The organism is Candidatus Brevundimonas phytovorans (assembly GCA_029203145.1).
In the GTDB taxonomy this organism is placed as follows: domain Bacteria; phylum Pseudomonadota; class Alphaproteobacteria; order Caulobacterales; family Caulobacteraceae; genus Brevundimonas; species Brevundimonas phytovorans.
Window position 1 is genome coordinate 1,285,767 of record CP119309.1, and the last position, 23,389, is coordinate 1,309,155.

General features: G+C 67.1%; 23 protein-coding genes and 1 tRNA gene. 15 read left to right on the plus strand and 9 right to left on the minus strand.

Annotation, left to right across the window (positions count from 1 at the left end; translation table 11 throughout):
• Positions 1–8: 8 nt before the first annotated feature.
• From pyrC to ruvX, 3 genes are read right to left on the minus strand one after another with little or no spacing between them, the layout of a single operon-like run.
• Complete coding sequence (pyrC, locus tag P0Y52_06120; GenBank protein WEK59117.1) at positions 9–1,307, minus strand: dihydroorotase; 1,299 nt, start codon at positions 1,305–1,307, stop codon at positions 9–11.
• Positions 1,304–2,287 carry an aspartate carbamoyltransferase catalytic subunit gene (locus P0Y52_06125; protein ID WEK59118.1) on the minus strand — a complete coding sequence of 328 codons (984 nt, stop codon included), beginning with the start codon at positions 2,285–2,287 and terminating at the stop codon, positions 1,304–1,306. The genes pyrC and P0Y52_06125 overlap by 4 nt, the downstream gene beginning before the upstream one ends.
• Positions 2,288–2,327: 40 nt before the next feature.
• Positions 2,328–2,792, minus strand: coding sequence for a Holliday junction resolvase RuvX (gene ruvX, locus P0Y52_06130; GenBank protein ID WEK59119.1), 465 nt, complete (start codon positions 2,790–2,792; stop codon positions 2,328–2,330).
• 119 nt (positions 2,793–2,911) lie between these two features.
• Here ruvX and gatC point away from each other — a divergent pair, with 119 nt between their 5' ends.
• Genes gatC through gatB form a run of 3 tightly spaced genes read left to right on the plus strand, consistent with a single transcriptional unit; the run spans position 2,912 to position 6,174 of the window.
• On the plus strand, positions 2,912–3,199 hold the full coding sequence (gene gatC, locus P0Y52_06135) for an Asp-tRNA(Asn)/Glu-tRNA(Gln) amidotransferase subunit GatC (GenBank protein ID WEK59120.1): 288 nt from the start codon (positions 2,912–2,914) through the stop codon (positions 3,197–3,199).
• Positions 3,200–4,678: an Asp-tRNA(Asn)/Glu-tRNA(Gln) amidotransferase subunit GatA gene (gene gatA / locus P0Y52_06140; GenBank protein ID WEK59121.1), complete on the plus strand. Its 1,479-nt coding sequence runs from the start codon at positions 3,200–3,202 to the stop codon at positions 4,676–4,678.
• Between the two features lie 2 nt (positions 4,679–4,680).
• A complete protein-coding gene (gene gatB, locus P0Y52_06145) occupies positions 4,681–6,174 on the plus strand; it encodes an Asp-tRNA(Asn)/Glu-tRNA(Gln) amidotransferase subunit GatB (GenBank protein ID WEK59122.1) in 1,494 nt (497 codons plus the stop codon).
• A gap of 202 nt (positions 6,175–6,376) precedes the next feature.
• Here gatB and P0Y52_06150 read toward each other — a convergent pair whose 3' ends face one another.
• Positions 6,377–7,339, minus strand: coding sequence for an RcnB family protein (locus P0Y52_06150; protein WEK59123.1), 963 nt, complete (start codon positions 7,337–7,339; stop codon positions 6,377–6,379).
• Between the two features lie 163 nt (positions 7,340–7,502).
• Positions 7,503–8,057, minus strand: a complete 555-nt coding sequence (locus P0Y52_06155) for an RcnB family protein (protein WEK59124.1) — start codon at positions 8,055–8,057, stop codon at positions 7,503–7,505.
• A gap of 179 nt (positions 8,058–8,236) precedes the next feature.
• On the opposite strand from P0Y52_06155, the gene P0Y52_06160 reads away from it, so the two are divergent.
• The 3 genes from P0Y52_06160 to P0Y52_06170 all read left to right on the plus strand — a co-directional run bounded on the left by P0Y52_06160 (position 8,237) and on the right by P0Y52_06170 (position 9,721).
• Positions 8,237–8,956 (plus strand): glutathione S-transferase N-terminal domain-containing protein, encoded by a 720-nt coding sequence (locus tag P0Y52_06160; protein WEK59125.1) that lies wholly within the window; start codon positions 8,237–8,239, stop codon positions 8,954–8,956.
• Between the two features lie 77 nt (positions 8,957–9,033).
• Positions 9,034–9,336, plus strand: coding sequence for a sel1 repeat family protein (locus P0Y52_06165; GenBank protein WEK59126.1), 303 nt, complete (start codon positions 9,034–9,036; stop codon positions 9,334–9,336).
• A gap of 79 nt (positions 9,337–9,415) precedes the next feature.
• Positions 9,416–9,721, plus strand: coding sequence for an ETC complex I subunit (locus P0Y52_06170; GenBank protein WEK59127.1), 306 nt, complete (start codon positions 9,416–9,418; stop codon positions 9,719–9,721).
• A gap of 57 nt (positions 9,722–9,778) precedes the next feature.
• Here P0Y52_06170 and P0Y52_06175 read toward each other — a convergent pair whose 3' ends face one another.
• Positions 9,779–10,783, minus strand: coding sequence for an NADP-dependent oxidoreductase (locus P0Y52_06175; GenBank protein ID WEK59128.1), 1,005 nt, complete (start codon positions 10,781–10,783; stop codon positions 9,779–9,781).
• A 124-nt stretch (positions 10,784–10,907) separates the two neighbouring features.
• Here P0Y52_06175 and P0Y52_06180 point away from each other — a divergent pair.
• Positions 10,908–10,984, plus strand: a tRNA-Arg gene (locus P0Y52_06180).
• Here the strand turns inward: P0Y52_06180 and metC are convergent.
• Complete coding sequence (gene metC / locus P0Y52_06185; protein ID WEK59448.1) at positions 10,943–12,136, minus strand: cystathionine beta-lyase; 1,194 nt, start codon at positions 12,134–12,136, stop codon at positions 10,943–10,945. The two genes, P0Y52_06180 and metC, sit on opposite strands and share 42 nt — an antisense overlap.
• A gap of 96 nt (positions 12,137–12,232) precedes the next feature.
• Here metC and P0Y52_06190 point away from each other — a divergent pair, with 96 nt between their 5' ends.
• Both P0Y52_06190 and P0Y52_06195 read left to right on the plus strand, forming a co-directional pair.
• On the plus strand, positions 12,233–13,318 hold the full coding sequence (locus P0Y52_06190) for an amino acid ABC transporter substrate-binding protein (GenBank protein ID WEK59129.1): 1,086 nt from the start codon (positions 12,233–12,235) through the stop codon (positions 13,316–13,318).
• A 31-nt stretch (positions 13,319–13,349) separates the two neighbouring features.
• Complete coding sequence (locus P0Y52_06195; GenBank protein WEK59130.1) at positions 13,350–14,654, plus strand: dicarboxylate/amino acid:cation symporter; 1,305 nt, start codon at positions 13,350–13,352, stop codon at positions 14,652–14,654.
• 3 nt (positions 14,655–14,657) lie between these two features.
• Here the strand turns inward: P0Y52_06195 and sseA are convergent, their stop codons facing one another.
• Positions 14,658–15,500: a 3-mercaptopyruvate sulfurtransferase gene (gene sseA / locus P0Y52_06200; protein ID WEK59131.1), complete on the minus strand. Its 843-nt coding sequence runs from the start codon at positions 15,498–15,500 to the stop codon at positions 14,658–14,660.
• A 150-nt stretch (positions 15,501–15,650) separates the two neighbouring features.
• Between sseA and kdsA the strand changes: the two genes are divergently transcribed.
• From kdsA to P0Y52_06225, 5 genes are read left to right on the plus strand one after another with little or no spacing between them, the layout of a single operon-like run.
• On the plus strand, positions 15,651–16,529 hold the full coding sequence (gene kdsA / locus P0Y52_06205; GenBank protein ID WEK59132.1) for a 3-deoxy-8-phosphooctulonate synthase: 879 nt from the start codon (positions 15,651–15,653) through the stop codon (positions 16,527–16,529).
• A gap of 18 nt (positions 16,530–16,547) precedes the next feature.
• Positions 16,548–18,011, plus strand: a complete 1,464-nt coding sequence (rfaE2, locus tag P0Y52_06210) for a D-glycero-beta-D-manno-heptose 1-phosphate adenylyltransferase (protein ID WEK59133.1) — start codon at positions 16,548–16,550, stop codon at positions 18,009–18,011.
• Entirely contained in the window at positions 18,008–19,009 is a 1,002-nt protein-coding gene (rfaD, locus tag P0Y52_06215) for an ADP-glyceromanno-heptose 6-epimerase (GenBank protein WEK59134.1), read from the plus strand. Before rfaE2 ends, rfaD begins: the two co-directional genes overlap by 4 nt.
• The gene (locus P0Y52_06220) at positions 19,006–20,109 is read left to right on the plus strand and encodes a DUF3089 domain-containing protein (protein ID WEK59135.1); all 1,104 of its coding nucleotides are present in this window, start codon (positions 19,006–19,008) and stop codon (positions 20,107–20,109) included. The genes rfaD and P0Y52_06220 overlap by 4 nt, the downstream gene beginning before the upstream one ends.
• The gene (locus tag P0Y52_06225; GenBank protein WEK59136.1) at positions 20,099–20,890 is read left to right on the plus strand and encodes a hypothetical protein; all 792 of its coding nucleotides are present in this window, start codon (positions 20,099–20,101) and stop codon (positions 20,888–20,890) included. Before P0Y52_06220 ends, P0Y52_06225 begins: the two co-directional genes overlap by 11 nt.
• Here P0Y52_06225 and recG read toward each other — a convergent pair.
• Positions 20,887–22,977, minus strand: a complete 2,091-nt coding sequence (recG, locus tag P0Y52_06230; protein ID WEK59137.1) for an ATP-dependent DNA helicase RecG — start codon at positions 22,975–22,977, stop codon at positions 20,887–20,889. The genes P0Y52_06225 and recG overlap by 4 nt on opposite strands.
• A gap of 83 nt (positions 22,978–23,060) precedes the next feature.
• Between recG and P0Y52_06235 the strand changes: the two genes are divergently transcribed.
• Positions 23,061–23,378 (plus strand): succinate dehydrogenase assembly factor 2, encoded by a 318-nt coding sequence (locus P0Y52_06235; GenBank protein WEK59138.1) that lies wholly within the window; start codon positions 23,061–23,063, stop codon positions 23,376–23,378.
• Positions 23,379–23,389: the final 11 nt, after the last annotated feature.

The following is a 23,389-nucleotide window of genomic DNA, read 5'->3' on the forward strand; positions in this document are numbered from 1 at the left end:
TCTCCCGTTTAGCGTGCGTCGTGGACGATGCGTCCACCGACGACCGTGAGCAAGACCTTGCCTTGCAGGCGACGCCCGTCGAAGGGCGAATTCTTCGATTTCGAACGAAGCGTGGCCGCATCGACCACAACCGGCGCGCCCGCATCGAACAGGACGAGGTCTGCGGGCGCGCCCGTCGCGAGAACGCCGGCGTCCAAACCCAGCAGACCGGCGGGGCCCTGGGTCAGCGGACGCAGCACGTCCAGCAGGTCCAGCCCATGCTCGTGGTGCAGCATCAGGGCGGCGGGCAGCAGGGTCTCCAGACCCACGGCGCCGGGCGCGGCCTCGGCGAAGGGGCGGCGCTTGTTCTCGGCGGGCTCGGGCGCATGGGCCGAGGTGATGGCGTCGATCAGGCCGTCGCGGACGGCCTCGACCAGGGCCTGACGGTCGCTTTCGGGGCGCAAGGGCGGGTCCAGCCGGTAGAAGGTCCGGTAGTCGCCGATGTCGATCTCGTTGAAGCAGAGGTGGTTGATCGAGACCGAGGCCGAGACCTCAAGCCCGCGAGCGCGTGCGCGGGCCAGGGTCTCCAGCGCGCCCTCGGTCGAGATCTGATCGACCAGGAAGCGGGCGCCGGTCTGTTCGACCAGGGCCAGGTCGCGTTCCAGCTGGATACGCTCGGCGATGGCGGGGGCGCCAGACAGGCCCAGACGGGTGGCCAGTTCGCCGGAGGTGGCGACGGCGCCTTCCGACAGCCAGGGCTCGGCCGGACGGCAGGCGATCAGGGCGTTGAAGGCGGCGGCGTAGCTCATCACCCGTTGCAGGGTGCGGGTGTTGACGATGACCCGGTCGCCGTCAGTGAAATAAAGGGCGCCCGCTTCGTGCATCAGGCCGATCTCGGCCATGCGCTGTCCGTCGCGCCCTTGCGTGGCTGCGCCCGCCGCGCGGACGTTGACCAGGTCGAGCGCCGCGCCGCGCCGCTGGATGTGGTCGATCAGGGCAGGGTCGTCGATGGCCGGGTCGGTGTCGGGCTGGACCACGATGGTGGTGACGCCGCCCGCCGCCGCCGACAGGCTGGCCGACTTCAGGGTTTCCTTGGGCTCGTTGCCCGGTTCGCCAGTCTTGACGCGGATGTCGATCAGGCCGGGGGCGAGGCAGCGGCCTTGCGCGTCGATGACGGTGACGCCGTCGGGACGCTGGGTCGCCTGGCCGTGGACGACCTCGACGATGCGACCGTTCTGGATCAGGACGGCGCCGGGGCCGTCGTAGTCGCTGGCGGGATCGAGCAGACGGGCGTTGATGATGGCCAGCGTGTTCGGAGCGACGGTCATGCGGCGGCTCCCGCGCGGCGGTGGGCGAGGGCGGCCAGGACGGCCATGCGGGCGGCGACGCCCATCTCGACCTGATCCTGGATCAGGGAGACGGTCAGATCGTCGGCCACGTCGGAATCGATCTCCACGCCGCGGTTCATCGGGCCGGGGTGCATGACCCTGGCGCCCGGCGCGGCCCAGGCCAGTTTCTCGCGGTCCAGACCCCAGAAGCGGAAATACTCGCGGGTCGAGGGGATCAGGGCGCCGGTCATACGTTCCAGCTGAAGGCGCAGCATCATGACCACGTCGCAGCCGGCCAGACCTTCCTTCATGTCGTGGAAGACCTCGCAGCCCCAGCGATCGGCGTCGCCAGGCACCAGAGTCGGCGGGCCGATCAGGCGCACGCGCGCCCCCATCATCGACAGCAAGGCGACGTTGGAGCGGGCCACGCGGCTGTGGGCGATGTCGCCGCAGATGGCCACCGTCAGGCCGCCCACGTCGCCGAAGGCGCGGCGTAAGGACAGCAGGTCGAGCAGGGCCTGCGTCGGGTGTTCATGGCGACCGTCGCCGGCGTTGACGACGGCGCAGCCGACCTTTTGCGACAACAGATCCACAGCGCCCGAGGAGGCATGACGCACCACCAGGATTTCCGGCTTCATGGCGTTCAGCGTCACCGCCGTGTCGATCAGGGTCTCGCCCTTGGCGACCGAGGAGGCCGAGACCGGCATGGTGACGACGTCGGCGCCCAGACGCTTGGCGGCGATCTCGAACGATGAACTGGTGCGGGTCGAGTTCTCGAAGAAGAGGTTCACGACCGTCTGGCCGCGCATCAGGTCGATGCCCTTGGCCGACTGTCGGTTGAAATCGACGAAGGCGTCGGCGAGATCCAGCAGCGCCAGTGCGGCGGGCGGGTTCAGGTCGCCGGCGGCGAGGAAGTGATCGCGGGGGAACGGCGTCAGTCGCTCCTCGATGGTTTCGGTGACGGAAGCGGCATGGGTCATCGAGACGCCGCTATAGAGCCGACTCTGCTTGAGGGGAAGATCAGGCGCGCAGACGGTCCAGCGCGCCCTGCAAAATCCAGGCGGCGGCGGTGCGATCCACGACGTCGGCGCGGCGTTTTCGGCTCAGGTCCAGTTCGTCGATCAGGAAACGCTCGACCGCCGTGGTCGACAGGCGCTCGTCCTGGAAGGCGACGTTGACGGGGCGCAGGCGTTCCAGATTGCGGGCGAAGGCGCGGCAGGACTGGGCGCGGGGCCCCTCGGTTCCGTCCATGTTCAGCGGCAGGCCGATGACCAGGGCCGAGACGTTGCGACCGTTCATCAGCTTGATCAGTTGCTCGGCGTCTTGCCTGAACTTCACCTTGCGGATCAGCTGCAGCGGGCTGGCGATCATGCGGCTGGTGTCGGACACCGCCACGCCAATGGTGTTCTCGCCCAGATCGAGCCCCATCCAAGCGGTGTCGGGCGGGCAGGCGGCGGGCAGGTCTGTAAGGTCGAATACGGGCACGGCCTCCCCATATTGCAATGCGGAACGCTTGTCGAAGCCGCATCGGGCGGTTAACCCACGACAGGAGTCAGTCTGGGCGACTCCCTTGCGCCCCGACTGGATGAATTTCGGAGATTTCCATGGCTATCGACGCCGCGACGGTGAGGCGTGTCGCCCACCTCGCCCGCATCAAGACCCCCGAGGACCGCCTGGAGCCGCTGGCCCAGGAGCTGAACGGCATCCTGAACTGGATCGAACAGCTGAACGAGGTCGATGTGCAGGGTGTCGAGCCCATGACTTCCAACGTCGCCCAGCCCCTGCGCCTGCGCGAAGACGTCGTCACCGACGGCGCCAAGGTGGACGCTGTCCTGTCGAACGCCCCGAAGTCTGCCGACGGCTTCTTCGTCGTGCCCAAGGTGGTCGAATAGATGTCTGACCTCACCAAGCTTACGCTCAAAGACGCCGTTGACGGCCTGAAGGCCAAGACCTTCTCGTCGGAGGAGCTGACCCGCGCCTTCCTGACCAACATCGAGGCGTCGAACCCGGCGCTGAACGCCTATGTCGAAGTGACGGCGGACAAGGCGCTGGCACAGGCGCGCGCCTCCGACGCCAAGCTGGCCAAGGGCGAGGGCGGCGACCTGGAAGGCGCGCCGCTGGGCATCAAGGACCTGTTCTGCACCGAGGGCGTGCAGACGACGGCGGGCTCCAACATGCTGCGCGGCTTTGTGCCGCCCTATGAATCCACCGTCACCGCCAATCTGTGGCGCGAAGGTGCGGTCATGCTGGGCAAGCTCAACATGGACGAGTTCGCCATGGGCTCGGCCAACGAGACCTCGGCCTTTGGTCCGGTGAAGAACCCGTGGAAGGCCAAGGGTTCGGACGCCGAGCTGACGCCGGGCGGCTCGTCGGGCGGTTCGGCTTCGGCTGTGGCCTCTGATCTGTGTCTGGCCGCGACGGCCTCGGACACCGGCGGCTCGATCCGTCAGCCCGCCGCCTTTACCGGCACGGTCGGCATCAAGCCCACCTATGGCCGCGCCAGCCGTTTCGGCATGGTGGCCTTCGCCTCGTCGCTGGATCAGGCCGGGCCGATCACCAAGACGGTGACGGACGCCGCCATCCTGCTGAAGTCCATGTGCTCGTTCGACGCCAAGGACTCGACCAGCCTCGACATCCCGACGCCCGACTGGACCCAGTCGGTCGGTCAGTCGGTCAAGGGCCTGCGCATCGGCGTCCCGGCGGAATACCTGATCGACGGGATGTCCGAAGAGATCAAGGCGCTGTGGCAGCAGGGCGTGGCCTGGCTGAAGGCTGCCGGCTGCGAGATCGTCGAGATCAGCCTGCCGCACACCAAATACGCCCTGCCGGCCTACTACATCGTGGCCCCGGCCGAGGCCTCGTCGAACCTGGCCCGCTATGACGGGATGCGCTTCGGCCACCGCGCCGAGGACTTCTCGTCGCTGGACGACCTCTATGCCGCCTCGCGCGCCGAAGGCTTCGGCAAGGAGGTCCAGCGCCGCCTGACCATCGGCACCTATGTGCTGTCGGCGGGCTTCTATGACGCCTACTACGTCAAGGCGTTGAAGGTGCGTCGTCGCATCGCCGAGGACTTCGACAATGTCTGGGGCAAGGTGGACGCCATCCTGACCCCGTCGACCCCGACGGCGGCGTTCAAGCTGGGCGACAAGCAGATCGACCCGCTGACCATGTACCTGAACGACGTCTTCACGGTGACGACCAACCTGGCCGGTCTGCCCGGCATCTCGGTGCCCGCCGGTCTGAGCAGCGATGGTCTGCCGCTGGGCCTTCAGGTCATCGGCAAGGCCCTTGATGAGGCGACCGTCTTCCAGGTCGCGGCCGCACTGGAAGACTCCGCCGGTTTCGTCGCCAAACCGGCCAAGTGGTGGTGAGCATGTCTGACAACAAAACACTGATCAAAGGTCGCACCGGCGACTGGGAAATCGTCATGGGGCTGGAAATTCACGCCCAGGTGGCGTCGAAGGCCAAGCTGTTCTCGGGCGCCGCCGTCGGTTTCGGCGCGGGTCCGAACGAGCAGGTGTCGTTGGTCGACGCCGGCTTCCCCGGCATGCTGCCGACCCTGAACAAGCATTGCGTCGAGCAGGCGGTGAAGTCGGGTCTGGGCCTGAAGGCGCAGATCAATCTGAAGAGCCAGTTCGACCGCAAGAACTACTTCTATCCCGACCTGCCGACCGGCTATCAGATCAGCCAGCTGTATCACCCGATCGTGGGCGAGGGCGTGGTCGAGGTCGAGGCCGAGGACGGTTCCTTCTTCAACGTCGGCATCGAGCGCCTGCACCTGGAGCAGGACGCGGGCAAGCTGATCCACGACCTGTCGCCGACGGAAAGCTTCGTCGACCTGAACCGGGCCGGCACGGCGCTGATGGAGATCGTCTCGCGCCCCGACATCCGCACGCCGGAAGAGGCGGTCGCCTACGTCAAGAAGATCCGCACCATCCTGATCTATCTCGGCACCTGCGACGGCGACATGGACAAGGGCAACCTGCGCGCCGACGTCAACGTCTCGGTCTGCCGCGTCGGCAACTACGCCAAGTTCAAGGAAACCGGCGACTTCGGCTTCCTGGGCACGCGTTGCGAGATCAAGAACGTCAACAGTTTCCGCTTCATTTCTCAGGCGATCAATTACGAAGCGCGCCGTCAGATCGAGATCCTCGAGGACGGCGGCTCGATCACGCAGGAAACCCGTCTGTATGATCCGACGGCGGGCGAAACGCGCTCGATGCGCTCCAAGGAAGAGGCGATGGACTATCGCTACTTCCCCGACCCTGACCTGCTGCCGCTGGAAATCGAGCAGGCCTGGATCGACGAGATCAAGGCCAACCTGCCGGAACTGCCGGACGAGAAGCGCCGTCGCCTGATGGCGGACTACGGTTTGTCGCAATACGACGCCGTGGTGCTGATCTCGGAACAGGCCAAGGCCGACTACTTTGAAGCCGCCGCCAAGGGGCGTGACGCCAAGCTGGTCTCCAACTGGGTGACGAACGAGGTCTCGGCGCGTCTGGCGGCTGACAACAAGGACTTCAGCCAGAACCCGCTGCCGGCGGCGCACGTCGCCCAATTGGTCGAACTGATCGAGACGAACGTCATCTCGTCCAAGATCGCCAAGGAGGTCTTCGACTACGTCTGGAACGGCGAAGGCTCGCCCGCCGAGGTCGTCGAGAAGCACGGCCTGAAGCAGGTGACTGATACTGGCGCCATCGAGAAGGCCGTCGATGACATCATCGCCGCCAACCCGGACAAGGCGGCGGCGGTGGCCGAGAAGCCGCAAGCCCTCGGCTGGTTCGTCGGTCAGGTCATGAAGGCGACGGGCGGCAAGGCCAACCCGGCGGCGGTGAATGACATCCTTAAATCAAAGCTCGGGCTTTGATTTAAGAGCCTTGCCTGGGGGCTTTGGCCCCCAGACCCCCGTTGGTCGCTAACGCTCGCGACGCGGTCGCTCGCTGCTTGAGCGACGTCTTTGAGCACGCGCGCAGCGCCAGGCCGCGTCGGGTCGAAAAGGCGGAGCCTTTTGACCGCGGCCCACAAAAAAGCCCCGAGGTGCGATCCTCGGGGCCTTTCTGTTTACCCGGCTACCAGTTCCAGGCGTCGCGGACGACGTCGATGATGTAGCCGTCGTAGTCGTCGATCAGATAGATCGTGTTGTCGACATAGACCCAGCGCGTCCCTTCAGGCGGGTAGCCGAGGCCATAGGTCCGCCAGTCGTTGACCTGATAGCGCCAGAAGACCTCAGGCAGGTACTGACCAACCTGGTACTGACGGTTCCAGTAGCTGCGCGGCACGCTATAGTAGCCGTAACCCGGTGCGAAATAGAAGCCGAGCCGCACGCCGTTCCAGCCCCGGAAACGGCTGTCGTTGCGCCACCAGTCGCTGCGGTGGCGACGATCCCATTCGCGCCGCCACTGGTCGCGGTTCCAGCGGTTGTGGAAGTCGCGATAGTCGCGGTTGTTGCTCCAGTTCGGCCGGTCCGGGCGGTTCGGACGATCCGATCCAGGGCGCTCAGGCCTGTGAGGTCGGTTGGGCTGCTGGGCGCCTGGGCGGTCAGGGCGGTTCCAGTCAGGCCTGTCGGGGCGGTTCGGCTGAGCCGGACGATTGGGGCGGTCGGGCCGGTCGCCGTCCGGGCGGCTCGGGCGACCGGGCTGCTGAGCGCCAGGACGATTTGGCCCCGCGTTGGGCCGATCCGGCCGATCCTGTCCCGGACGATCGGGTCGGTCGGGGCCGTTCGGCCTGTTCGGTTGCTCGGGGCGAGGCGCCGGGGGGCGACCCTGATCCGTGGGGCGCGTCGGCGCGGCCGGGCGTTCGCCCTCGGGGCGGGTCGGGCGCGACGGGCGTGGCGTCTCCGGCCGCTCAGGCCGCGCTTCGGCCCTCTGTCGGGGTGACACGGACTGATCGCTGCGCTCTGCGCGGTGTTGCGGACGCTGGCGCGGGCTGTCTTCGGCCTGGGCTTGTCGCGACTGCGCCAGGGTCGCGACGGGCGCGAGGGCCGGAAGGGCGAAGCTGGCGATGGCCGTGAACACCATCAGGGAACGTTTCATGGTCTTCTTCCTCGCACGCCGAGAGGGCGGCTTGAGCATCAATCTGGCGCTTGCGCCATGAACCACGGCTGAACGCCGGTCGATGGAAACATACAGAAAGCGTCATGAAAAAAGCCCCGCAAAGCTGAGCTTTGCGGGGCGTTTCCCAAGACCTGCGCGAGGCCTAGTAGACGTCGTGCAGCACGCTAGCAATCAGGCCGGTGGCGACCGCGATCAGCAGGATGTCGTTGTTGGCGTGGACATAGCGATACCCACGCGGCGCCGGACGCAGGTTGTAATAATAGGGATCGTCGACGTAGTAGCCGCGATAGGCCGAGGGCAGGTAGCCGCCTTGGCGCCAGCGATAGCTCTGATAGCGCGGATCCACGCGGTAGTAGCCGCGGCCCGGCGCGTACCAGTAGCCGTTGCGCGCGCCGCGATAGTCGCGGAACTCGGGGCGGCCGCGCCACCAGTCACGATTGTTGCGATCCCAGCGTTCGGCGCGGCGCTGATCCTGGCGATAGTCCCGACGGTCGTCGCGGCGGTCGGCGCGCCACTCACGTCGGTCTTCGCGGCGATCCTGGCGATAGTCGCGACGATCATCGCGGCGATCATGTCGATCCTCGCGGCGCTCCTGCCGATACTCGCGGTGATCGCGGTTCTGGGCCTGAGCCGCCAACGGCGCGGCCGTGGTGGTCAGCGCCAGGGCGACGATGGCGGCCTTGGTGAGGCGGTTCATCTGGTTCGTCTCCGTGGTCTGGGCGCCGAAGAAGCTTGCGGACAGCCCGTTGAAACAGAAGGCCAAGGTCGGCCCGGGCGCATGAACTCGTCCTGAACGGCGCCGTCAGGTTTCAGCCTTGTCTGTTCATCTCGGGCGCGCCATCTCTGGACGATCCGACACGAGTGAAGGCGACCGCGATGACCCAGCCGATCGAGCTCTGGTATTGGCCCACGCCGAACGGCTGGAAAATCTCCATCGCCCTGGAGGAAATGGGCCTGCCCTATGTGGTCAAGCCGGTGAACATCGGCGCGGGCGAGCAGTTCACGCCAGCCTTCCAGGCCATCAGCCCCAATGGCCGGATGCCCGCCATCGTCGATCCCGAAGGACCGGACGGCCAGCCGCTCTCCATCTTCGAGTCCGGCGCCATCCTTCAATATCTGGGCGCCAAGTCGGGGCGCTTCTACCCTGCTGATCTGCGGGCGCGGGTCGAGGTTGACGAGTGGCTGTTCTGGCAGGTGGGCGGCCTGGGGCCGATGGCGGGGCAGACCCATCACTTCCGCCAGTACGCCCCGGCCATGATCCGGGACCAGCGTCAGATCGCCTATGGCGTGCAACGCTACACGAACGAGACCCACCGACTTTACGGCGTGCTGAACCGCCGCCTGGCGGACCGGGACTATGTCGCGGGCGACTATTCCCTCGCCGACATGGCGATTTGGCCCTGGATTTTGCCAAATCATCAGGGGCAGGACCTGAGCGAGTTCCCGCATCTGGCCGCCTGGATGGAGCGGGTCGGCGCGCGGCCCGCGGTCAAGGCGGGCAGGGCGGTCGGCGAGGAATGGCGGGCCAATCTGGCCGCATCGGGCAAGGCTGCGGAAGCCGCGCGCGCCGTTCTGTTTGGACAGCGGGGCCGTTAACGCTAATTTCAAACCGGCGGTATTTGAATAAGGCTCGAAAGGCAGGGTCAGAATGACCAAGGCCTGGAGGACTGGCTATGACCGCGCACCCTACCGCGCCTGAGGCTATCGAAACCGCGGCCCTGCCGCTGCCGACCATCGACATGGACGGGGACGCCCTGTTCCGACTGGGGCTGGCCTATTCATCGGGTCTGGACGGTTGTCCCATCGACCGCGTCTCGGCCCACATGATCTTCAACCTGGCGGCCATGAAGGGGTCAGTCGAGGCGCGGGAATATCGCCGCGACCTGAGCCAGGAGATGGAGCACGACGAGATCGCCGAGGCCCAGCGCGCCGCGCGCCGCTGGATCGACGCCGGTTCGAGCGCTCTGGCCGCCTGAAGTCGCGGCGGACGGCTGGACCGGGCGACGAGGTCGGGTTATGGACCCGGCCAAGACACGTCGCTCAAGGATTACGCCCATGCTCGCTCGCATCTATCGCCCGGCCAAGACCGCGATGCAGTCGGGCAAGGCCAAGACCCACGACTGGCGGCTGGAGTTCGAACCCGCCTCGGCGCGGACCCAGGACCCGCTGACCGGCTGGACCAGCACCACCGACATGAACGGACAGGTGCGCCTGAACTTCGAGACCAAGGAAGAGGCGATCGAATACGCCGAACGCCACGGCATCGCTTTCCGCCTGCACGAACCGCAGGAAGCGCCGATCATCCTCAAGGCCTATGCCGACAACTTTGCCACCAACCGCAAGCAGTCCTGGACCCACTAGGGTCGGCAAGGCTTGAAGAAAGCGCCGCCCGGATCGCTCCGGGCGGCTTTTTCATGTCTAGAGGCGCACCAGCGCCTTGCCGATGTTGCCGCCGGTCAGCAGGCTGCGGAAAGCCTCGGGCGCGGACGCCAGGCCCTCGCTGACGGTCGTGAAGGATTTGACCGAGCCGTCCGCCAGCCAGGCGGCGATGTCGCGCTCGAAGGCCGGCTTCAAGTCGTCGTGGTCGCCCAGAAGGAAGCCCTCCAGACGAATGCGCTTGCTGATGGCGTGGAACATTCGCGCCTGAAGCGGCGGTTGGCCGTTGCCGTATTGGGCGATCATGCCGCACAGGGCGAAGCGGGCGCCGATGGCGGCGTTGTCGAGGGCGGCGTTGAAATGGTCGCCGCCGACATTCTCGAAATAGACGTCGATCCCGGCAGGCGCGGCCGCCGCCAGAGCGGTGGACAGGTCCGCCTCGGCGCGATAGTCGATGGCATGATCCACCCCGACCTCGTTCAATAGGAAGGCGGTCTTGGCCGCGCCGCCGGCCGAGCCGATGACGCGGCACCCTTTCAGTTTGGCGATCTGGCAGGCCGCCGTGCCCACGGCGCCGGCGGCGGCCGAGACGAAGACGGTGTCGCCTTCCTTCAAGCCCGCGATACGCAGCAGGCCGACATAGGCCGTCATGCCCGTCAGTCCCGCCACGCCCAGATGGTCCTGCGGAGCGATTGAGCTCGGCACGATCTGCGTCAGCCGCTTGCCGGGCGCGGTGAAGACCTCGCGCCAGCCATAGGTGTTGAGCACCAGGTCGCCGGGCTGGAAATCAGGGTGGGCCGAGGCGACGACCTCGCCCACGGCCCCGCCGTCCAGCGGCTTGCCCAGCTTGAACGGCGGCACATAGTTGGGCCGATCATAGAGGCGGTTCAGCATATAGGGATCCACGGACATCCAGAGGTTCCGCACCTGAACCTCGCCCTCGGCGGGTGCGGGGGCGATCCCGTCGACAATCTCCAGGTTCGACGCCGCCAGATCGCCGTCGGGGCGAGTGGTCAACTGGACAAGGCGGGTGGGAAGATCAGACATGGTGAAACTCCGAAAGCGAGCGTTATTGTAAAATAATTTTACCAATATGGACAAGCGACGGACTCCTGTCCGATGTCGCCCCTTGCCGCCGCGCGCGAACCCTCATAGGCAGACACCCGCTCCGGCGCCCATAGCTCAACCGGATAGAGCACCCGCCTTCTAAGCGGGATGTTGCAGGTTCGAGTCCTGCTGGGCGCGCCACGCCTCGAAACCCCTATCGAGATCTTCGATCAGGTCGGCGGGGTCTTCCAGTCCGACGTGCAGGCGCAGCAACTGGCCCGGCAGGTCGGGCGTGTGCTGGCGATGAGCCAGTTGCGGGGTCTCGTGGGTGATCAGGCTCTCGAAGCCGCCCCAGGAATAGCCCATGCCGAACAGGTTGAGGGCGCCCATCAGGGCGTGGGCCGAGGCCTTGTCGCCGCCCTTCATGACGAGGCCCATCAGGGCCGCGCCGCCGGAATAGTCGCGTCGCCACAGGTCGTGACCGACCGAGCCGGGCAGGGGCGGGAACAGGACGCGCTCGACCTCGGGCCGGGCTTGCAGCCACTCGGCGACCTGAAGCGCGGACTTGAGCGCCTCGTTGTAGCGCAGGGGCAGGGTGCGCAGGCCGCGCAGCGCCAGCCAGGCGTCGTCGGGCGAGACGTGCCAGCCCATGTCTTCGATGGCGTGCAGGATGGCGCGGGCGATCCCGGCGTCCTGAACCGCGATGGCGCCCATCAGCAGGTCGGAATGGCCGGCCGCGTACTTGGTCACGGCCTGGACGCTGACATCAACGCCGTGGGCCAGTGGGCGCAACGCCAGCCCCGCCGCCCAAGTGTTGTCCATCACCGTCAGCACGCCGCGCGCCTTGCAGGCCTTGGCCAGGGCCGGCACGTCCACGATCTCGAACGTGAGGGACGACGGAGATTCGATCAGCAGGACGCGGGTCCGCTCATTGCAAAGCGCCAGGATGTCCGAGGTCGAGGCGCCGGCCGGATGAAAGTGCGTGACGACGCCGCGGGCCGCCATGTGCCGGGTCAGGAAGCGGCGCGTGGGGCCATAGGCGGCGTCGCTGGTCACGACCTCGTCGCCCGGGCGCAGCAGGGCTAGCAGGGGGACGGTGACGGCGGCGAGGCCGGACGGGACGAGGAAGGCCTCGCTCGCCCCCTCCAGATCGGCCAAGGCGGCGCGCAGTTCGCGGGCGGCGCTGGTCCCGTCCAGGCCATAGACAGGTCCCGGCGTCGAATCCTGCATCGAAGCCGGGTCGTCGCTGAGCATGGTTGAGGCGCGCTCCAGCGGCGGATTGACCGGGCGGCGGCCCTGGCCTCGTCGCGTGGCGGAGGCGATCAGGCGGGTCCGGTCGGAAAGGCGAGGCATGAAGGCTCCGGCGGGTTGCGGTTCGGCGCCTAGAGGGCTCTAAAGAAGGCGGGGGCGCAAGCTGGAGAGGGTGCCGGAATGCGGGCGTCGAGGATCGTGACGGGAATATCGCTGGCGCTGCTGCTGGCCACGGCCGCCTGCGAGCGGCAAGGCAAGACCGATCACGCCGAGACGACCCCGACCTCGCGCCCGACCGCGACGACCATGCCGGCGGAGGTCTCCAGCCCAACCCTGGCGGCGATCAAGCAACGCGGGCATCTGAACTGCGGCGTCAATCAGGGGCTCGTCGGTTTCGCCTACACCGACAATCGCGGGGCCTGGCGCGGGTTTGACGTCGACTTCTGCCGAGCGACGGCGGCGGCCATCTTCGGTGATCCCGATGCTGTGCGATTCGTGCCGCTGACGGCCGAGCTGAGGTTCGAGGCTCTGCGCGACGGTCGTGTGGACGTCCTGTGGCGCAACACCTCCTGGACCATGAGCCGCGACACCGGTGGCGACCTGAGCTTCGCCGGGATCAACTATTACGACGGTCAGGGCTTCCTGGTGCGCCGCGCGCTGAACCTGAACAGCGCCTCTGAACTGAACGGCGCGCGCATCTGCGTGCAGACCGGCTCCACCACGGAACTGAACGTCGAGGACTATTTCCGCACGCGCGGGATCGAGTTCCGCCCCGTCATGGTCAAGACCGAGGAGGAGGCGCGTCAGGCCTATGCGCGCGAGGAGTGCGACGCCTTCACCGCCGACATCTCGGCCCTGGCGGCGGCGCGAACGACCCTGGCCAATCCGCAACAGCACGCCATCTTGCCGGATGTGATTTCCAAGGAGCCGCTGGGGCCGGTCGTGCGGCGCGGCGACGATCAGTGGACGGCGGTGATCCGCTGGACCCTGAACGCCCTGATGCTGGGCGAAGAACTGGGCGTGACCAAGGGCAATGTGGCCGCTCTGGCCCGCGACAGCCAGGAACCGCGCATCCGTCGCTTGCTGGGTGACGAAGGGGAATTCGGGCCGTCCGTCGGCCTGCCAAGGACCTGGGCGCGGGACGCCATCGCGGCGGGCGGCAACTACGGCGAGATCTTCGAGCGGAACCTTGGCCAGCAATCGGCGCTGAATCTGGCCAGAGGCCTGAACGCGCAATGGAGCGCGCGGCCCAGCGGCCTGATCTACGCCCTGCCGATCCGATAGGGCGCCGGTCGGTCGCCTGATCGGGGGATGCATGACCGCCACGACCAGACCGAAACTTCCGCTGCATCTGTTGATGCTGATCGGCTTTCTGGTCGGGCTGCTGGGCGGGCTGGCGGTCAACCTGACGATCGGCGGCGAGACGCCCTGGGTTCAGTGGCTGACCGCCAACATTACCGGGCCGGCGGGGCAGATCTTCCTGCGGCTGCTCTTCATGCTGGTGCTGCCGCTGCTGTTTTCGGCCTTGGTGGTGGGCGTGGCCGAGATGGGCGACCTGAAGACCCTGGGGCGGGCTGGGACCAAGAGCCTGCTGTTCACGGTCTTTATTTCGGCGGTCGCTGTGATCATCGGCCTGGTCATGGTCAATGTCTTCCGACCCGGCGACGGCGTGGACCCAGCGCTGGCCCAGCAACTGCTGGAGCAGGGGCGCAGCGGCGCCGCCTCTATCGTCGGCAGCGCGCCGGATTCGGTTCGCGCGGGCGACTTCTTCCTCGATCTGGTGCCGTCCAATGTCTTCACGGCGGCGGCGCAGAACGAAATCCTGCCGGTCATGGTCTTCGCCCTGCTGTTCGGCATCGGGCTGGTGATGACCAAGAGCCCGGCGACGGATCGCCTGCAACAGACCATCGAAGGTCTGTTCGAGGTGATGATGAAACTGATCAACCTGGTCATCCGACTGGCGCCCATCGCCATCGCCTGCCTGATGTTCAATCTGGCGGCCCTCTTCGGGTGGGAACTGCTGGTGAGGCTGGCGGCCTTTGTCGCCGTGGCGGTAGGCGCGATGGCGATCCACATGTTCGTGGTCTATCCGATCTGCATCGCGACTTTGGGCGGGATGTCGCCGTTGAAGTTCTTCCGCGACATTCGCGAGGCCATGGTGGTGTCCTTTTCGACCGCCTCGTCGAACGCCAGCCTGCCGGTGTCGCTGCGTGTGGCCGAGCAGAACCTGGGCTTGCCCCGCAAGATCGCCCGCTTTGTCCTGACGGTCGGGGCCACGGCCAATCAGAACGGCACGGCCCTGTTCGAGGGGGTTACGGTGCTGTTCCTGGCGCAGTTCTTCGGCGTTGATCTGAGCCTGGGTCAGCAGCTCATCGTCATGCTGGTCTGTATTCTGGGCGGGGTCGGCACAGCGGGCGTGCCGGCGGGGTCGCTTCCGGTCATCGCCATGATCCTGGCCATGGTGGGCGTGCCGCCGGAAGGGATCGGCCTGATCCTGGGCGTCGACCGCTTCCTGGATATGTGTCGCACCACGCTGAACGTGACGGGCGATCTGGTCGTGGCGACTGTGGTGTCGCGCGGAGAGGAGGACACCGACGCGGCAATTCCGGCCGCGGCCTAAGAGTCAGCCGACCTCGACCGGAGCGTCATCGCGCGCACCCCATTCGGCCCATGACCCGTCATAGAGCCGCGACGACCGGCCCAGTTCGGCCAGGCCGAGGGTCAGGATGGCGGCGGTCACGCCGGAGCCGCAACTGGTGATGACGGGGCGATCCAGATCGACCCCTGCGTCGCGGAAGGCGGCTTGCAGCGCCGGACCGCGCTTCAATGTGCCATCCGCGTTCAATAATTGGCCGAAGGGCAGGTTCAGCGCGCCGGGCATATGGCCGGAGCGAACGCCCGCGCGCGGTTCGGCGGCTTGTCCGCGGAAACGCGGGGCCCCTCGGGCGTCCACCACTTGAACCTCGCCGCCCAGCGCCTGGCGGACCTGTTCCAGATCGACCACGCTGTCGGCGGCAAAGACGGGATTGAAGGTCGAGGCGTCTCTTGCGGCGACGGGGCCATGTTCCAAGGGCCGTCCTTCGGCGCGCCATTTCGGCAAGCCGCCGTCCAGAACGCGCACCCGTTTCGCGCCCATGATCCGCAGCGTCCACCAGACCCGCGCGGCTGAGAACAAGCCCTGGGCGTCATAGACGACGATGTCGTCGCTCTCCGCCACGCCCAGCGCGCTCATGGCCTCAGCGAAGGCCAGCGGCGTCGGCAGCATATGCGGATAGGGGGCGTCGTGGTCGGAGATCGCCTCCAGATCAAAGAAGACAGCGCCGGGCAGCCGTTCCGCCTCGAAATCCGCGCGGGCGTCCCGTCCATCCAGCCACCAACTGGCGTCCATGATCCGCAGATCAGGCGCGCCGAGGCGATCCGCCAGCTCTTGCGTCGAGATCAGGGGGCTGTTCGAGGGCGTGTGCATGGCGGCACGATAACACAGGCTGCCCAGCTGTGTGGTCAGGCGCTGAGTCGCCCTGTAGGTTGCGAAGCTGAGGGTTCGACGCCACCTGTCGGACGCAAAGTTGCGCCACAAACCGCGACTTTATCGATTCAAACAGCCGAAAGCGCCGCCGTGAACCGTCCCAACGCCGTCATCGAACTGTCCGCTGGCCTCAAAAAGCCCGTCGTGATCGGCGGCGGACGTCGTATCGTCTTCATCGCCGGCCCCTGCCAGATGGAAAGCCGCCAGCACGCGCTGGAGACGGCCCATCGGCTGAAGGAAATCGGCGAGCGTCTGGATGTCGGCATCATCTACAAGACCAGCTTCGACAAGGCCAACCGCACCAGCGCCACCGCCGCGCGCGGCATCGGCCTGAAGGACGCCCTGCCGATCTTCGCCGAAATCCGTGAAGTGACCGGCCTGCCGACTCTGACCGACGTCCACTCCGAGGCCCAGTGCGAAGGCGTGGCCGAGGCCGTGGACGTGCTGCAGATCCCGGCCTTCCTGTCGCGCCAGACCGACCTGCTGCTGGCCGCCGCCGCCACCGGCAAGGCGATCAATATCAAGAAGGGTCAGTTCCTGGCGCCCTGGGACATGAAGAATGTCATCGCCAAGGTGGTCGGCGCCGGCAACCCCAATGTCATGGCCTGCGAGCGCGGCGCCAGCTTCGGCTACAACACCCTGGTCAGCGATATGCGCTCGCTGCCGATCATGCGTGAAATCGGCTGTCCCGTCGTGTTCGACGCGACCCACAGCGTGCAGCAGCCGGGCGGGCAGGGCACGTCTTCGGGCGGCCAGCGTGAGTTCGTGCCGGTTCTGGCGCGGGCCGCCGTGGCCGTGGGCGTGGACGCCGTCTTCCTGGAAACGCACGAAGACCCCGACAACGCCCCGTCGGACGGCCCCAACATGGTGCCGCTGGACCAGTTCGAGGCTCTGGCCGCCGAGCTGATCGCCTTCGACGACCTGGCCATCAAGGTCGGCGCAAAGGCGCCGATGGCGAACCCGGCCTGAATCCGGTAGTTCGGCGTCATGGCTGAACGATCACTTGATTTGGGCGCGCTGCAAGGTTTGCTGGCGCAGGTGCATGAGCTGAAGGTCGCCTGCGTCGGCGACCTGATGCTGGACCGCTATGTCTATGGCGAGGTCAGCCGGATCTCGCCCGAGGCGCCGATCCCTGTCCTGCGCGCGCGCCGCACCGTGGCCATGCCCGGCGGCGTCGGAAATGTGGCGCGCAATGTCGCGGCTCTGGGCGGCTTTGCCCGGCTGGGCGCGGTCGTCGGTCAGGATGCGGCGGGCGCCGAACTGTCCGATCTCATCGCTGCAGAGGACCGGGTCGAGGACGCCCTTGTCCGTCCCGAGGGCGCGGCCACCATCGTCAAGACGCGGTTTGTCGCCGCCGGTCAGCAACTGCTGCGGCTGGACGACGAGCAGCCGGCCGTCGGCGGTTATGGCGAGAAGACGGTGTTCAAGGACGCCCAAGCCATCCTGCTGTCCGACTACGCCAAGGGCGTGGTGGACGACGCCCTGATCGCGGCGGCGCTGTGGGCTGGCCGTGAATACGGCGCGCCGGTCATCGTCGACCCCAAGGGCCGCGACTTCGCCCGCTATGGCGCGGTGGACCTGATCAAGCCGAACGCCAGCGAACTGGCGGGCGCGACCGGCCTGCCGGTCGAGACGGACGCCGAGGTAGAGGCCGCTCTGGCAGCCCTGCTGGCGGCCAGCACGGCCAAGGCGGTCGTGGTCACGCGGGCCGGCAAGGGCATGACCCTGGCCCGTCGCGACGGGGCTGTGGTGCATTTCCCCGGTCGGGCGCGCGAGGTCTATGACGTGTCCGGCGCCGGCGACACCTCGTTGGCGGCCCTGGGTCTGGCGCTGGGTGCGGGCGCGTCGCTGGAGACGGCGGTTCAGTTCGCCATCCTCGCTTCGGGCGTGGTGGTCGGCAAGAGCGGTACGGCGGTCGTCACGCCCGCCGAACTGATCGAGGCCGAGATGAGCCAGCACGCGACCCTGGCCCAGTCCAAGGTCACGCCGCTGGACGAACTGTCGGATCAGGTCGAGGCGTGGAAGCGTCAGGGCCTGAAGGTCGGCTTCACCAACGGCTGCTTCGACATCCTGCACCGCGGCCATGTCGCCTATCTGGCCCAGGCGCGCAGCTGGTGCGACCGGCTGGTGGTGGCGCTGAACACCGACGCCTCGGTGCGCCGCCTGAAGGGCGAGGGGCGGCCGGTCAATGATCTGGACAGCCGCGCCGCCGTCATCGGCGGTCTGGCCAGCGTGGACCGGGTGACGGCCTTTGACGATCCGACGCCGATGGCCCTGATCGAGCGGCTGCGCCCCGATGTCCTGATCAAGGGCGCGGACTACACCAAGGACAAGGTGGTCGGCGCGAGCGAGGTCGAGAGCTGGGGCGGCGTGGTTCGTCTGGCTGATTTTGCCGACGGCTATTCCACCACGAAGACCATTGAGAAGATGACGACCGGAGCCGCCGAATGACCCCTCGCATGATCGTCGTGACGGGTGGGGCCGGCTTCATCGGCTCCAACATTGTGGCGCGCCTATGCGAAGCGGGCGCCTGGGACGTGGTGGTCTGCGACCGGCTGGAAACCGCCGACCTCGCCAAGTGGAAGAACATCGCCAAGCATTCGATCGCGGACATCTGGGCGCCGGAAGAGCTGTTCGAGCAGTTGGAACGCCACGCCGACCGCATCGAGGCCGTGGTGCATATGGGCGCCATCTCCTCGACGACCGAGCCGGACGCCGACCTGATCCTGCGCACCAACTTCAGCCTGTCGCGCGACATCTGGGACTGGTGCGCCCTGCGCGGCGTGCGGATGATCTACGCCTCATCGGCGGCCACCTATGGCGACGGCGAGACAGGTTTCGAGGATCGCGACGATCCTGAGAGCCTGAATGCGCTTCGCCCGCTAAACGCCTATGGTTATTCGAAATACCTGTTCGATCAGTATGCGGTGCGTCAGGCAGATCGCCATCAGGCGCCGCGTCAGTGGGCAGGGCTGAAATTCTTCAACGTCTATGGCCCGAACGAGGGCCACAAGGGCGGCATGAAGTCGGTCGTAGCCCAGATCTGGCCCAAGGTTCAGGCGGGCGAGACGGTCAGCCTGTTTAAATCGCACAACCCCAACTATCCCGATGGCGGCCAGTTGCGCGACTTCGTCTATGTCGACGACGTGGTGAACATCATCGAATGGCTGCTGCAGACGCCGGACGTGTCGGGCGTGTTCAACGCCGGATCGGGTCAGGCGCGGTCCTTCGCCGACCTGGCGCGCGCCACCTTCGCGGCAGCGGGCAAGGAAGCCTCCATCGCCTATGTGGACATGCCCGAGGCGATCCGCGACCGGTATCAGTACTTCACCGAGGCCAGCATGGACCGCATCCGCGCCTTGGGCTTCGGCGGCCAGTCGACGCCGCTGGAAGAGGGCGTGCGTCGTTACGTCCAGGGCTTCCTGTCGCAGCCGGATTCCTATCGATGAGATTTCCCAGCCTGACCTTGCGTCAATGGGTCGGCGTTACGGGTTTTGTGCTGGTCTTCATTCTGGTGGCCGCTGTCGCTGTCTGGCGAGGCGACATCCTGAAGGCGGGGCTGGACCCCCAGGTGCCGTTCCAGACCTATGAGCCGCCGCCCGCGCCGGACTATGGTCTGGCCTCAGCCTGGGCGCTGCGTGACGCGCGCGCGCCGGAGGCAGGCGCCGCCCATGTCTTCTTCGTGCATTCGACGACCTATGAAGGCGGCAAGCACTGGAACGGCCCCATCGATGACCGAGACGCCGACGACGACCTTCGTCGTGGGGTCCTGCCTAACTATGCCGCGCCATTTGGGCGGGCCGGCGACGTCAGCGCGCCGCGCTATCGCCAGGCCAGCCTCTATACCCGACTGACTCTGCGTGAGGACGCGCGAGAGGCGCGGGCCTTCGCCTACCAGGATGTTGATGAGGCTTTCAGCCGCTGGCTTCAGGCCCATCCCTCTGGCCCGATTGTGCTGGTCGGGGTGGAGCAGGGCGCAGATCTGGTCGATCGCCTCCTGCATGATCGCATCGCAAACCAGCCTGCGCTGAAACAAAGACTTGTGGCCGCCTACCTCATGGAAGGCCTGATCTCCGAGGCGCGGTTCACGGACGTCCCGCTTTGTCAGAGCCGAGACGCCTTCGGCTGCGCCCTAGCCTGGCGATCGGTGGAGCAGGGCGACGAAACCGAAGCCAAGCGGGTGTTGCGACGCGCCCTGGTCTGGGACCAACGCGGCGCGTTGGTCGGCGCCAACGAGGCTCCCACGGCCTGCGTCAATCCGGTGACGGGTTCGACCCAGCACCCCACGTCGGCCATGCGCGACAGTCGCGGGGCCACCAATGCGACCAATCTGGAATGGGGCGCGCGACCGGCCTTCCAGAGCCGGATCGTGGCCGCCGAGTGCCGCGACGGGATACTGTGGCGCTCGCCGCTGAACTCTGAATCCTTCCGGCCGAAGGGCTCCTGGGCCGATCGCCGCAAGATTCCGCCTTTCAACCTCTTCTATGCCGATATCGAAGCCGACGTGATGAATCGTATCGGCGCCTGGGAAAAATCCAATGCCGCTTGATGCTGCCGAATCGTGGGGCGTCGACGGCGTCATCGTCTTGAACCTGGACCGCCGCCCGGATCGCTGGGCGGCGTTTCAGGACGCCTGGCGGGACGTCCTGCCATGGGACCGGGTCGTTCGTCTGTCGGCGTCCGACGGCCAGAAACTGCCTGGCTATAGCGAAAGGCCGTGGTTCAGGGGTCGCAAGCGCGACCAGACCTGGGCGGGCCGCGCTGGCTGCACCCTGTCGCACGCCAGGGCCCTGCGTGAGGCGCGGCGTCTGGGCTGGGCGCGCGTGCTGATCATGGAGGATGACGCCATTCCCGCCGGGTCGCCCGCGGCCCTGTCCAAGACCCTGTCCACGGCGCAGGCCTCGACGGTCGGAGACATGCTGTATCTGGGAGGGCGAGAGCCGATCGGCGTGGGAGAGACGGTCGACGGCCTCATGGCGATCCATGGCGTTCATGACACCCATGCCTATGTGGTGAACGGGCCGCTGAGAGATTGGCTGATCGCACACCTGCCCGACGAGACCAACGTCTGGGGCTGGATCGCCCGCGAGCGCGCGGTCGATCGCTGGATGCGCCGCGAGATCGGACGGCGGTTCTCGGTCAAGCTGTGCCAGCCGCAGTTGGCGATCCAGGCCGACGACGTGTCCGACATCACCCAGCGTCGCGAAGGCGCCTATGCCGCAGGGGCCGCAGCCAAGAATTCGGCTCGACGCCCTTCCGAATTGGCCCGGATCGTCGAGATGGCCGAGGACCGCGTTCGGGCAGCTGTGAAGCGGGCGGTCGGCTTCTAGTCCACGCTTGGCCGGTCGGTGCGCCAGTCGAACAGGGATTCCAGCACCCGCACGGCCTCGCCGCGCGGACTGGCCAGGTCGGGATCGCGGCCCAGGATCAGGCGGGCGTCATCCGACGCCGCCAGCATCAGCGAGCGGTGCTTGATCGGGTCGGCGAAGCGATAGGCGGGGAAGCCGCTTTGCTTCAGGCCCAGAGGATCGCCGCCGCCGCGCAGACGGAAGTCCTCCTCGGCGATCTCGAAGCCGTCTTCGGTGCGGCGCAGGGTTTCCAGGCGCTCGCGCGCGGTCTCTCCTAACGCCCCGTCCTGACCGCCGTACAACAGGATGCAGGTGCTGGACTTGGCCCCGCGTCCGACCCGACCGCGCAGTTGGTGCAGTTGGGCCAGACCGAAGCGGTCGGCGTGTTCGATGACCATGATGGAGGCGTTGGGCACGTCCACGCCCACCTCGACGACCGTGGTGGCGACCAATAGCGGGATGCGCCCTTCCGCGAACTCGGCCATGACGGCCTCACGCTCGGCGCCCGGCATCTGGCCGTGAGCCAGGCCCACCTCGACCTGCAGGATGCGGCGCAGATCGTTGGCGCGTTCCTCGGCGGCGGCCAGATCGATGGCCTCGGACTCGGCGACCAGAGGGCATATCCAATAGGCCTGGGCGCCGCTGTCGATCGCCGCCTTCAGTCGCTTGGCCACTTCGCCGATGCGGACCAGAGGCACCACGGCGGTGGCGACCGGGGTGCGGCCCGGCGGTTTCTCCATCAGGCGGCTGACTTCCAGTTCGCCGTACTGTGTCAGTTCCAGCGTGCGCGGAATCGGGGTGGCCGACATGGTGAGCAGATGGACGCCGCCGAGGCTCGGGTCGCCCTTGGCCTGAAGTCTCTGGCGCTCATTGACGCCGAAGCGGTGCTGTTCGTCGATGACGGCCAGGGCTAGGCGTTTGAACTGCACTGCGTCCTGGAACAGGGCGTGGGTGCCAATGGCGACCTGGGCCTCGCCGGAGGCCAAGGCCGCCAGCCGTTTGCGTCGCTCGGCTTGCGTGTCGCGGCCGGTCAGCAGAATGGTCGCTATCCCGGCTTCTTCCAGCATCGGGCCGAGGCGTTGATAGTGCTGACGCGCCAGGATTTCAGTCGGAGCCATCAGGGCGGACTGGAAGCCGCTGGAGGCGGCGTCGGCCAAGGCCAGGGCCGCGACGGCGGTCTTGCCCGAACCCACGTCGCCTTGCAGCAGCCGACCCATCTGCTCGCCCGAGGCCAGGTCGCCGCGGATTTCCTCGATGGCGCGGGCCTGGGCGCCGGTCAGGGTGAAGGGCAGGCCGGCCAGCATCCGGCGCGAGGCCTCGCCCGCCGTAATCCGCGCCGCCGGTGTGATCTGACGCGCGCGGCGTCGTCGCGCGAGAGCCAACTGGTGGGCGAACAGTTCATCGTAGGCCAGGCGCTGACGCGCCGGCGCCTCAGGCGTCAGGTCCATTTCGGACGCGGGTGCGTGCAGGGTCTCCAGCGCCGCGCGCCAGCCGGGCCAGCGCCGGGCCGCCAGCCAGGCGGCGTCCTGCCACTCGGCCAACTCTGGAGCCAACGCCAGCGCGCCCTGCGCCAGCTTCCTCACCACCCGCGAGGTCAGCCCCTGCGTCGCCGGATAGACGGGTTCGGACAGCGGAATCTCGTCCGCCTTGTCCAGCGGCAGGATGTAGTCGGGGTGCGCGATCTGCACCTCGTTATTGAAGCGCTCGACCTTGCCTGTGACCAGCCGCCGCTCGCCGCGCGGGGCCAGGCTCTCGATATGGCGCGGCGAACCCGCGAACCAGATCAGGTGAACGAATCCGGTCTCGTCTGACGCTCGCATCTTCAGCGGGGCGCCGATCTTGTGCGGCGGGATCAGTCGGTCGATCAGAACGTCGAAGACGCCGATCTCGCCCTCGACGGCGGCGGCGGCGGTCGTGCGGCGGCGCTGGATGATTCCGGACGGCGACAGGAACAGGACATCGCGCACCAGCGGACCCGCCAGCTTGTGCACGAGAGGCGCGCTTCTGGGCCCCACGCCCTTCAGGGTGGAGACGTCGGCAAACAGGGGAAAGAGAATCTCGGGCCGCATTAGCCTCAGCATAGCTGGCGAAAACGGAACGGGAACGCTATCTGATCGAACTCTTCACATGAACGGACCGGGCAAGGAACCGCGTGGCCGAAATTGACGCACGTCCAGAGGACAATCTGAAGCACCAGCGCCTGGGTCGGATCTCGTATCGCGCCTGGCGACGCGGCTTCCGCGAAGCCGACATGGTGCTGGGCCCCTTCACCGATCAGGTTGGACCGACGCTGAGCGACGAGGAGCTGGATCAGCTCGAGACCCTGCTGGATGAAGAGGATCAGTACCTCTACGCCTGGATCATCGAGAAGGAGCCGACGCCGCCGGAGTTCGACGGGCCGATGCTGGCGCGCATCCGGACTTTCATGCGCGAACACGTTGCGGCGGAAGTGGCCAAGGGTATCGGTTGATGAGTGAGGCG

What these genes read in the sequence shown, in the direction of transcription:
- pyrC (WEK59117.1), bottom strand. Translation starts at nt 1,307, where the DNA reads ATGACCGTCGCTCCGAACACGCTGGCCATCATCAACGCCCGTCTGCTC.
- P0Y52_06125 (WEK59118.1), bottom strand. Translation starts at nt 2,287, where the DNA reads ATGACCCATGCCGCTTCCGTCACCGAAACCATCGAGGAGCGACTGACG.
- gatC (WEK59120.1), top strand. Translation starts at nt 2,912, where the DNA reads ATGGCTATCGACGCCGCGACGGTGAGGCGTGTCGCCCACCTCGCCCGC.
- gatA (WEK59121.1), top strand. Translation starts at nt 3,200, where the DNA reads ATGTCTGACCTCACCAAGCTTACGCTCAAAGACGCCGTTGACGGCCTG.
- gatB (WEK59122.1), top strand. Translation starts at nt 4,681, where the DNA reads ATGTCTGACAACAAAACACTGATCAAAGGTCGCACCGGCGACTGGGAA.
- P0Y52_06150 (WEK59123.1), bottom strand. Translation starts at nt 7,339, where the DNA reads ATGAAACGTTCCCTGATGGTGTTCACGGCCATCGCCAGCTTCGCCCTT.
- P0Y52_06155 (WEK59124.1), bottom strand. Translation starts at nt 8,057, where the DNA reads ATGAACCGCCTCACCAAGGCCGCCATCGTCGCCCTGGCGCTGACCACC.
- P0Y52_06160 (WEK59125.1), top strand. Translation starts at nt 8,237, where the DNA reads ATGACCCAGCCGATCGAGCTCTGGTATTGGCCCACGCCGAACGGCTGG.
- P0Y52_06165 (WEK59126.1), top strand. Translation starts at nt 9,034, where the DNA reads ATGACCGCGCACCCTACCGCGCCTGAGGCTATCGAAACCGCGGCCCTG.
- P0Y52_06170 (WEK59127.1), top strand. Translation starts at nt 9,416, where the DNA reads ATGCTCGCTCGCATCTATCGCCCGGCCAAGACCGCGATGCAGTCGGGC.
- P0Y52_06175 (WEK59128.1), bottom strand. Translation starts at nt 10,783, where the DNA reads ATGTCTGATCTTCCCACCCGCCTTGTCCAGTTGACCACTCGCCCCGAC.
- metC (WEK59448.1), bottom strand. Translation starts at nt 12,136, where the DNA reads ATGCCTCGCCTTTCCGACCGGACCCGCCTGATCGCCTCCGCCACGCGA.
- P0Y52_06195 (WEK59130.1), top strand. Translation starts at nt 13,350, where the DNA reads ATGACCGCCACGACCAGACCGAAACTTCCGCTGCATCTGTTGATGCTG.
- sseA (WEK59131.1), bottom strand. Translation starts at nt 15,500, where the DNA reads ATGCACACGCCCTCGAACAGCCCCCTGATCTCGACGCAAGAGCTGGCG.
- rfaE2 (WEK59133.1), top strand. Translation starts at nt 16,548, where the DNA reads ATGGCTGAACGATCACTTGATTTGGGCGCGCTGCAAGGTTTGCTGGCG.
- rfaD (WEK59134.1), top strand. Translation starts at nt 18,008, where the DNA reads ATGACCCCTCGCATGATCGTCGTGACGGGTGGGGCCGGCTTCATCGGC.
- P0Y52_06220 (WEK59135.1), top strand. Translation starts at nt 19,006, where the DNA reads ATGAGATTTCCCAGCCTGACCTTGCGTCAATGGGTCGGCGTTACGGGT.
- P0Y52_06225 (WEK59136.1), top strand. Translation starts at nt 20,099, where the DNA reads ATGCCGCTTGATGCTGCCGAATCGTGGGGCGTCGACGGCGTCATCGTC.
- recG (WEK59137.1), bottom strand. Translation starts at nt 22,977, where the DNA reads ATGCGGCCCGAGATTCTCTTTCCCCTGTTTGCCGACGTCTCCACCCTG.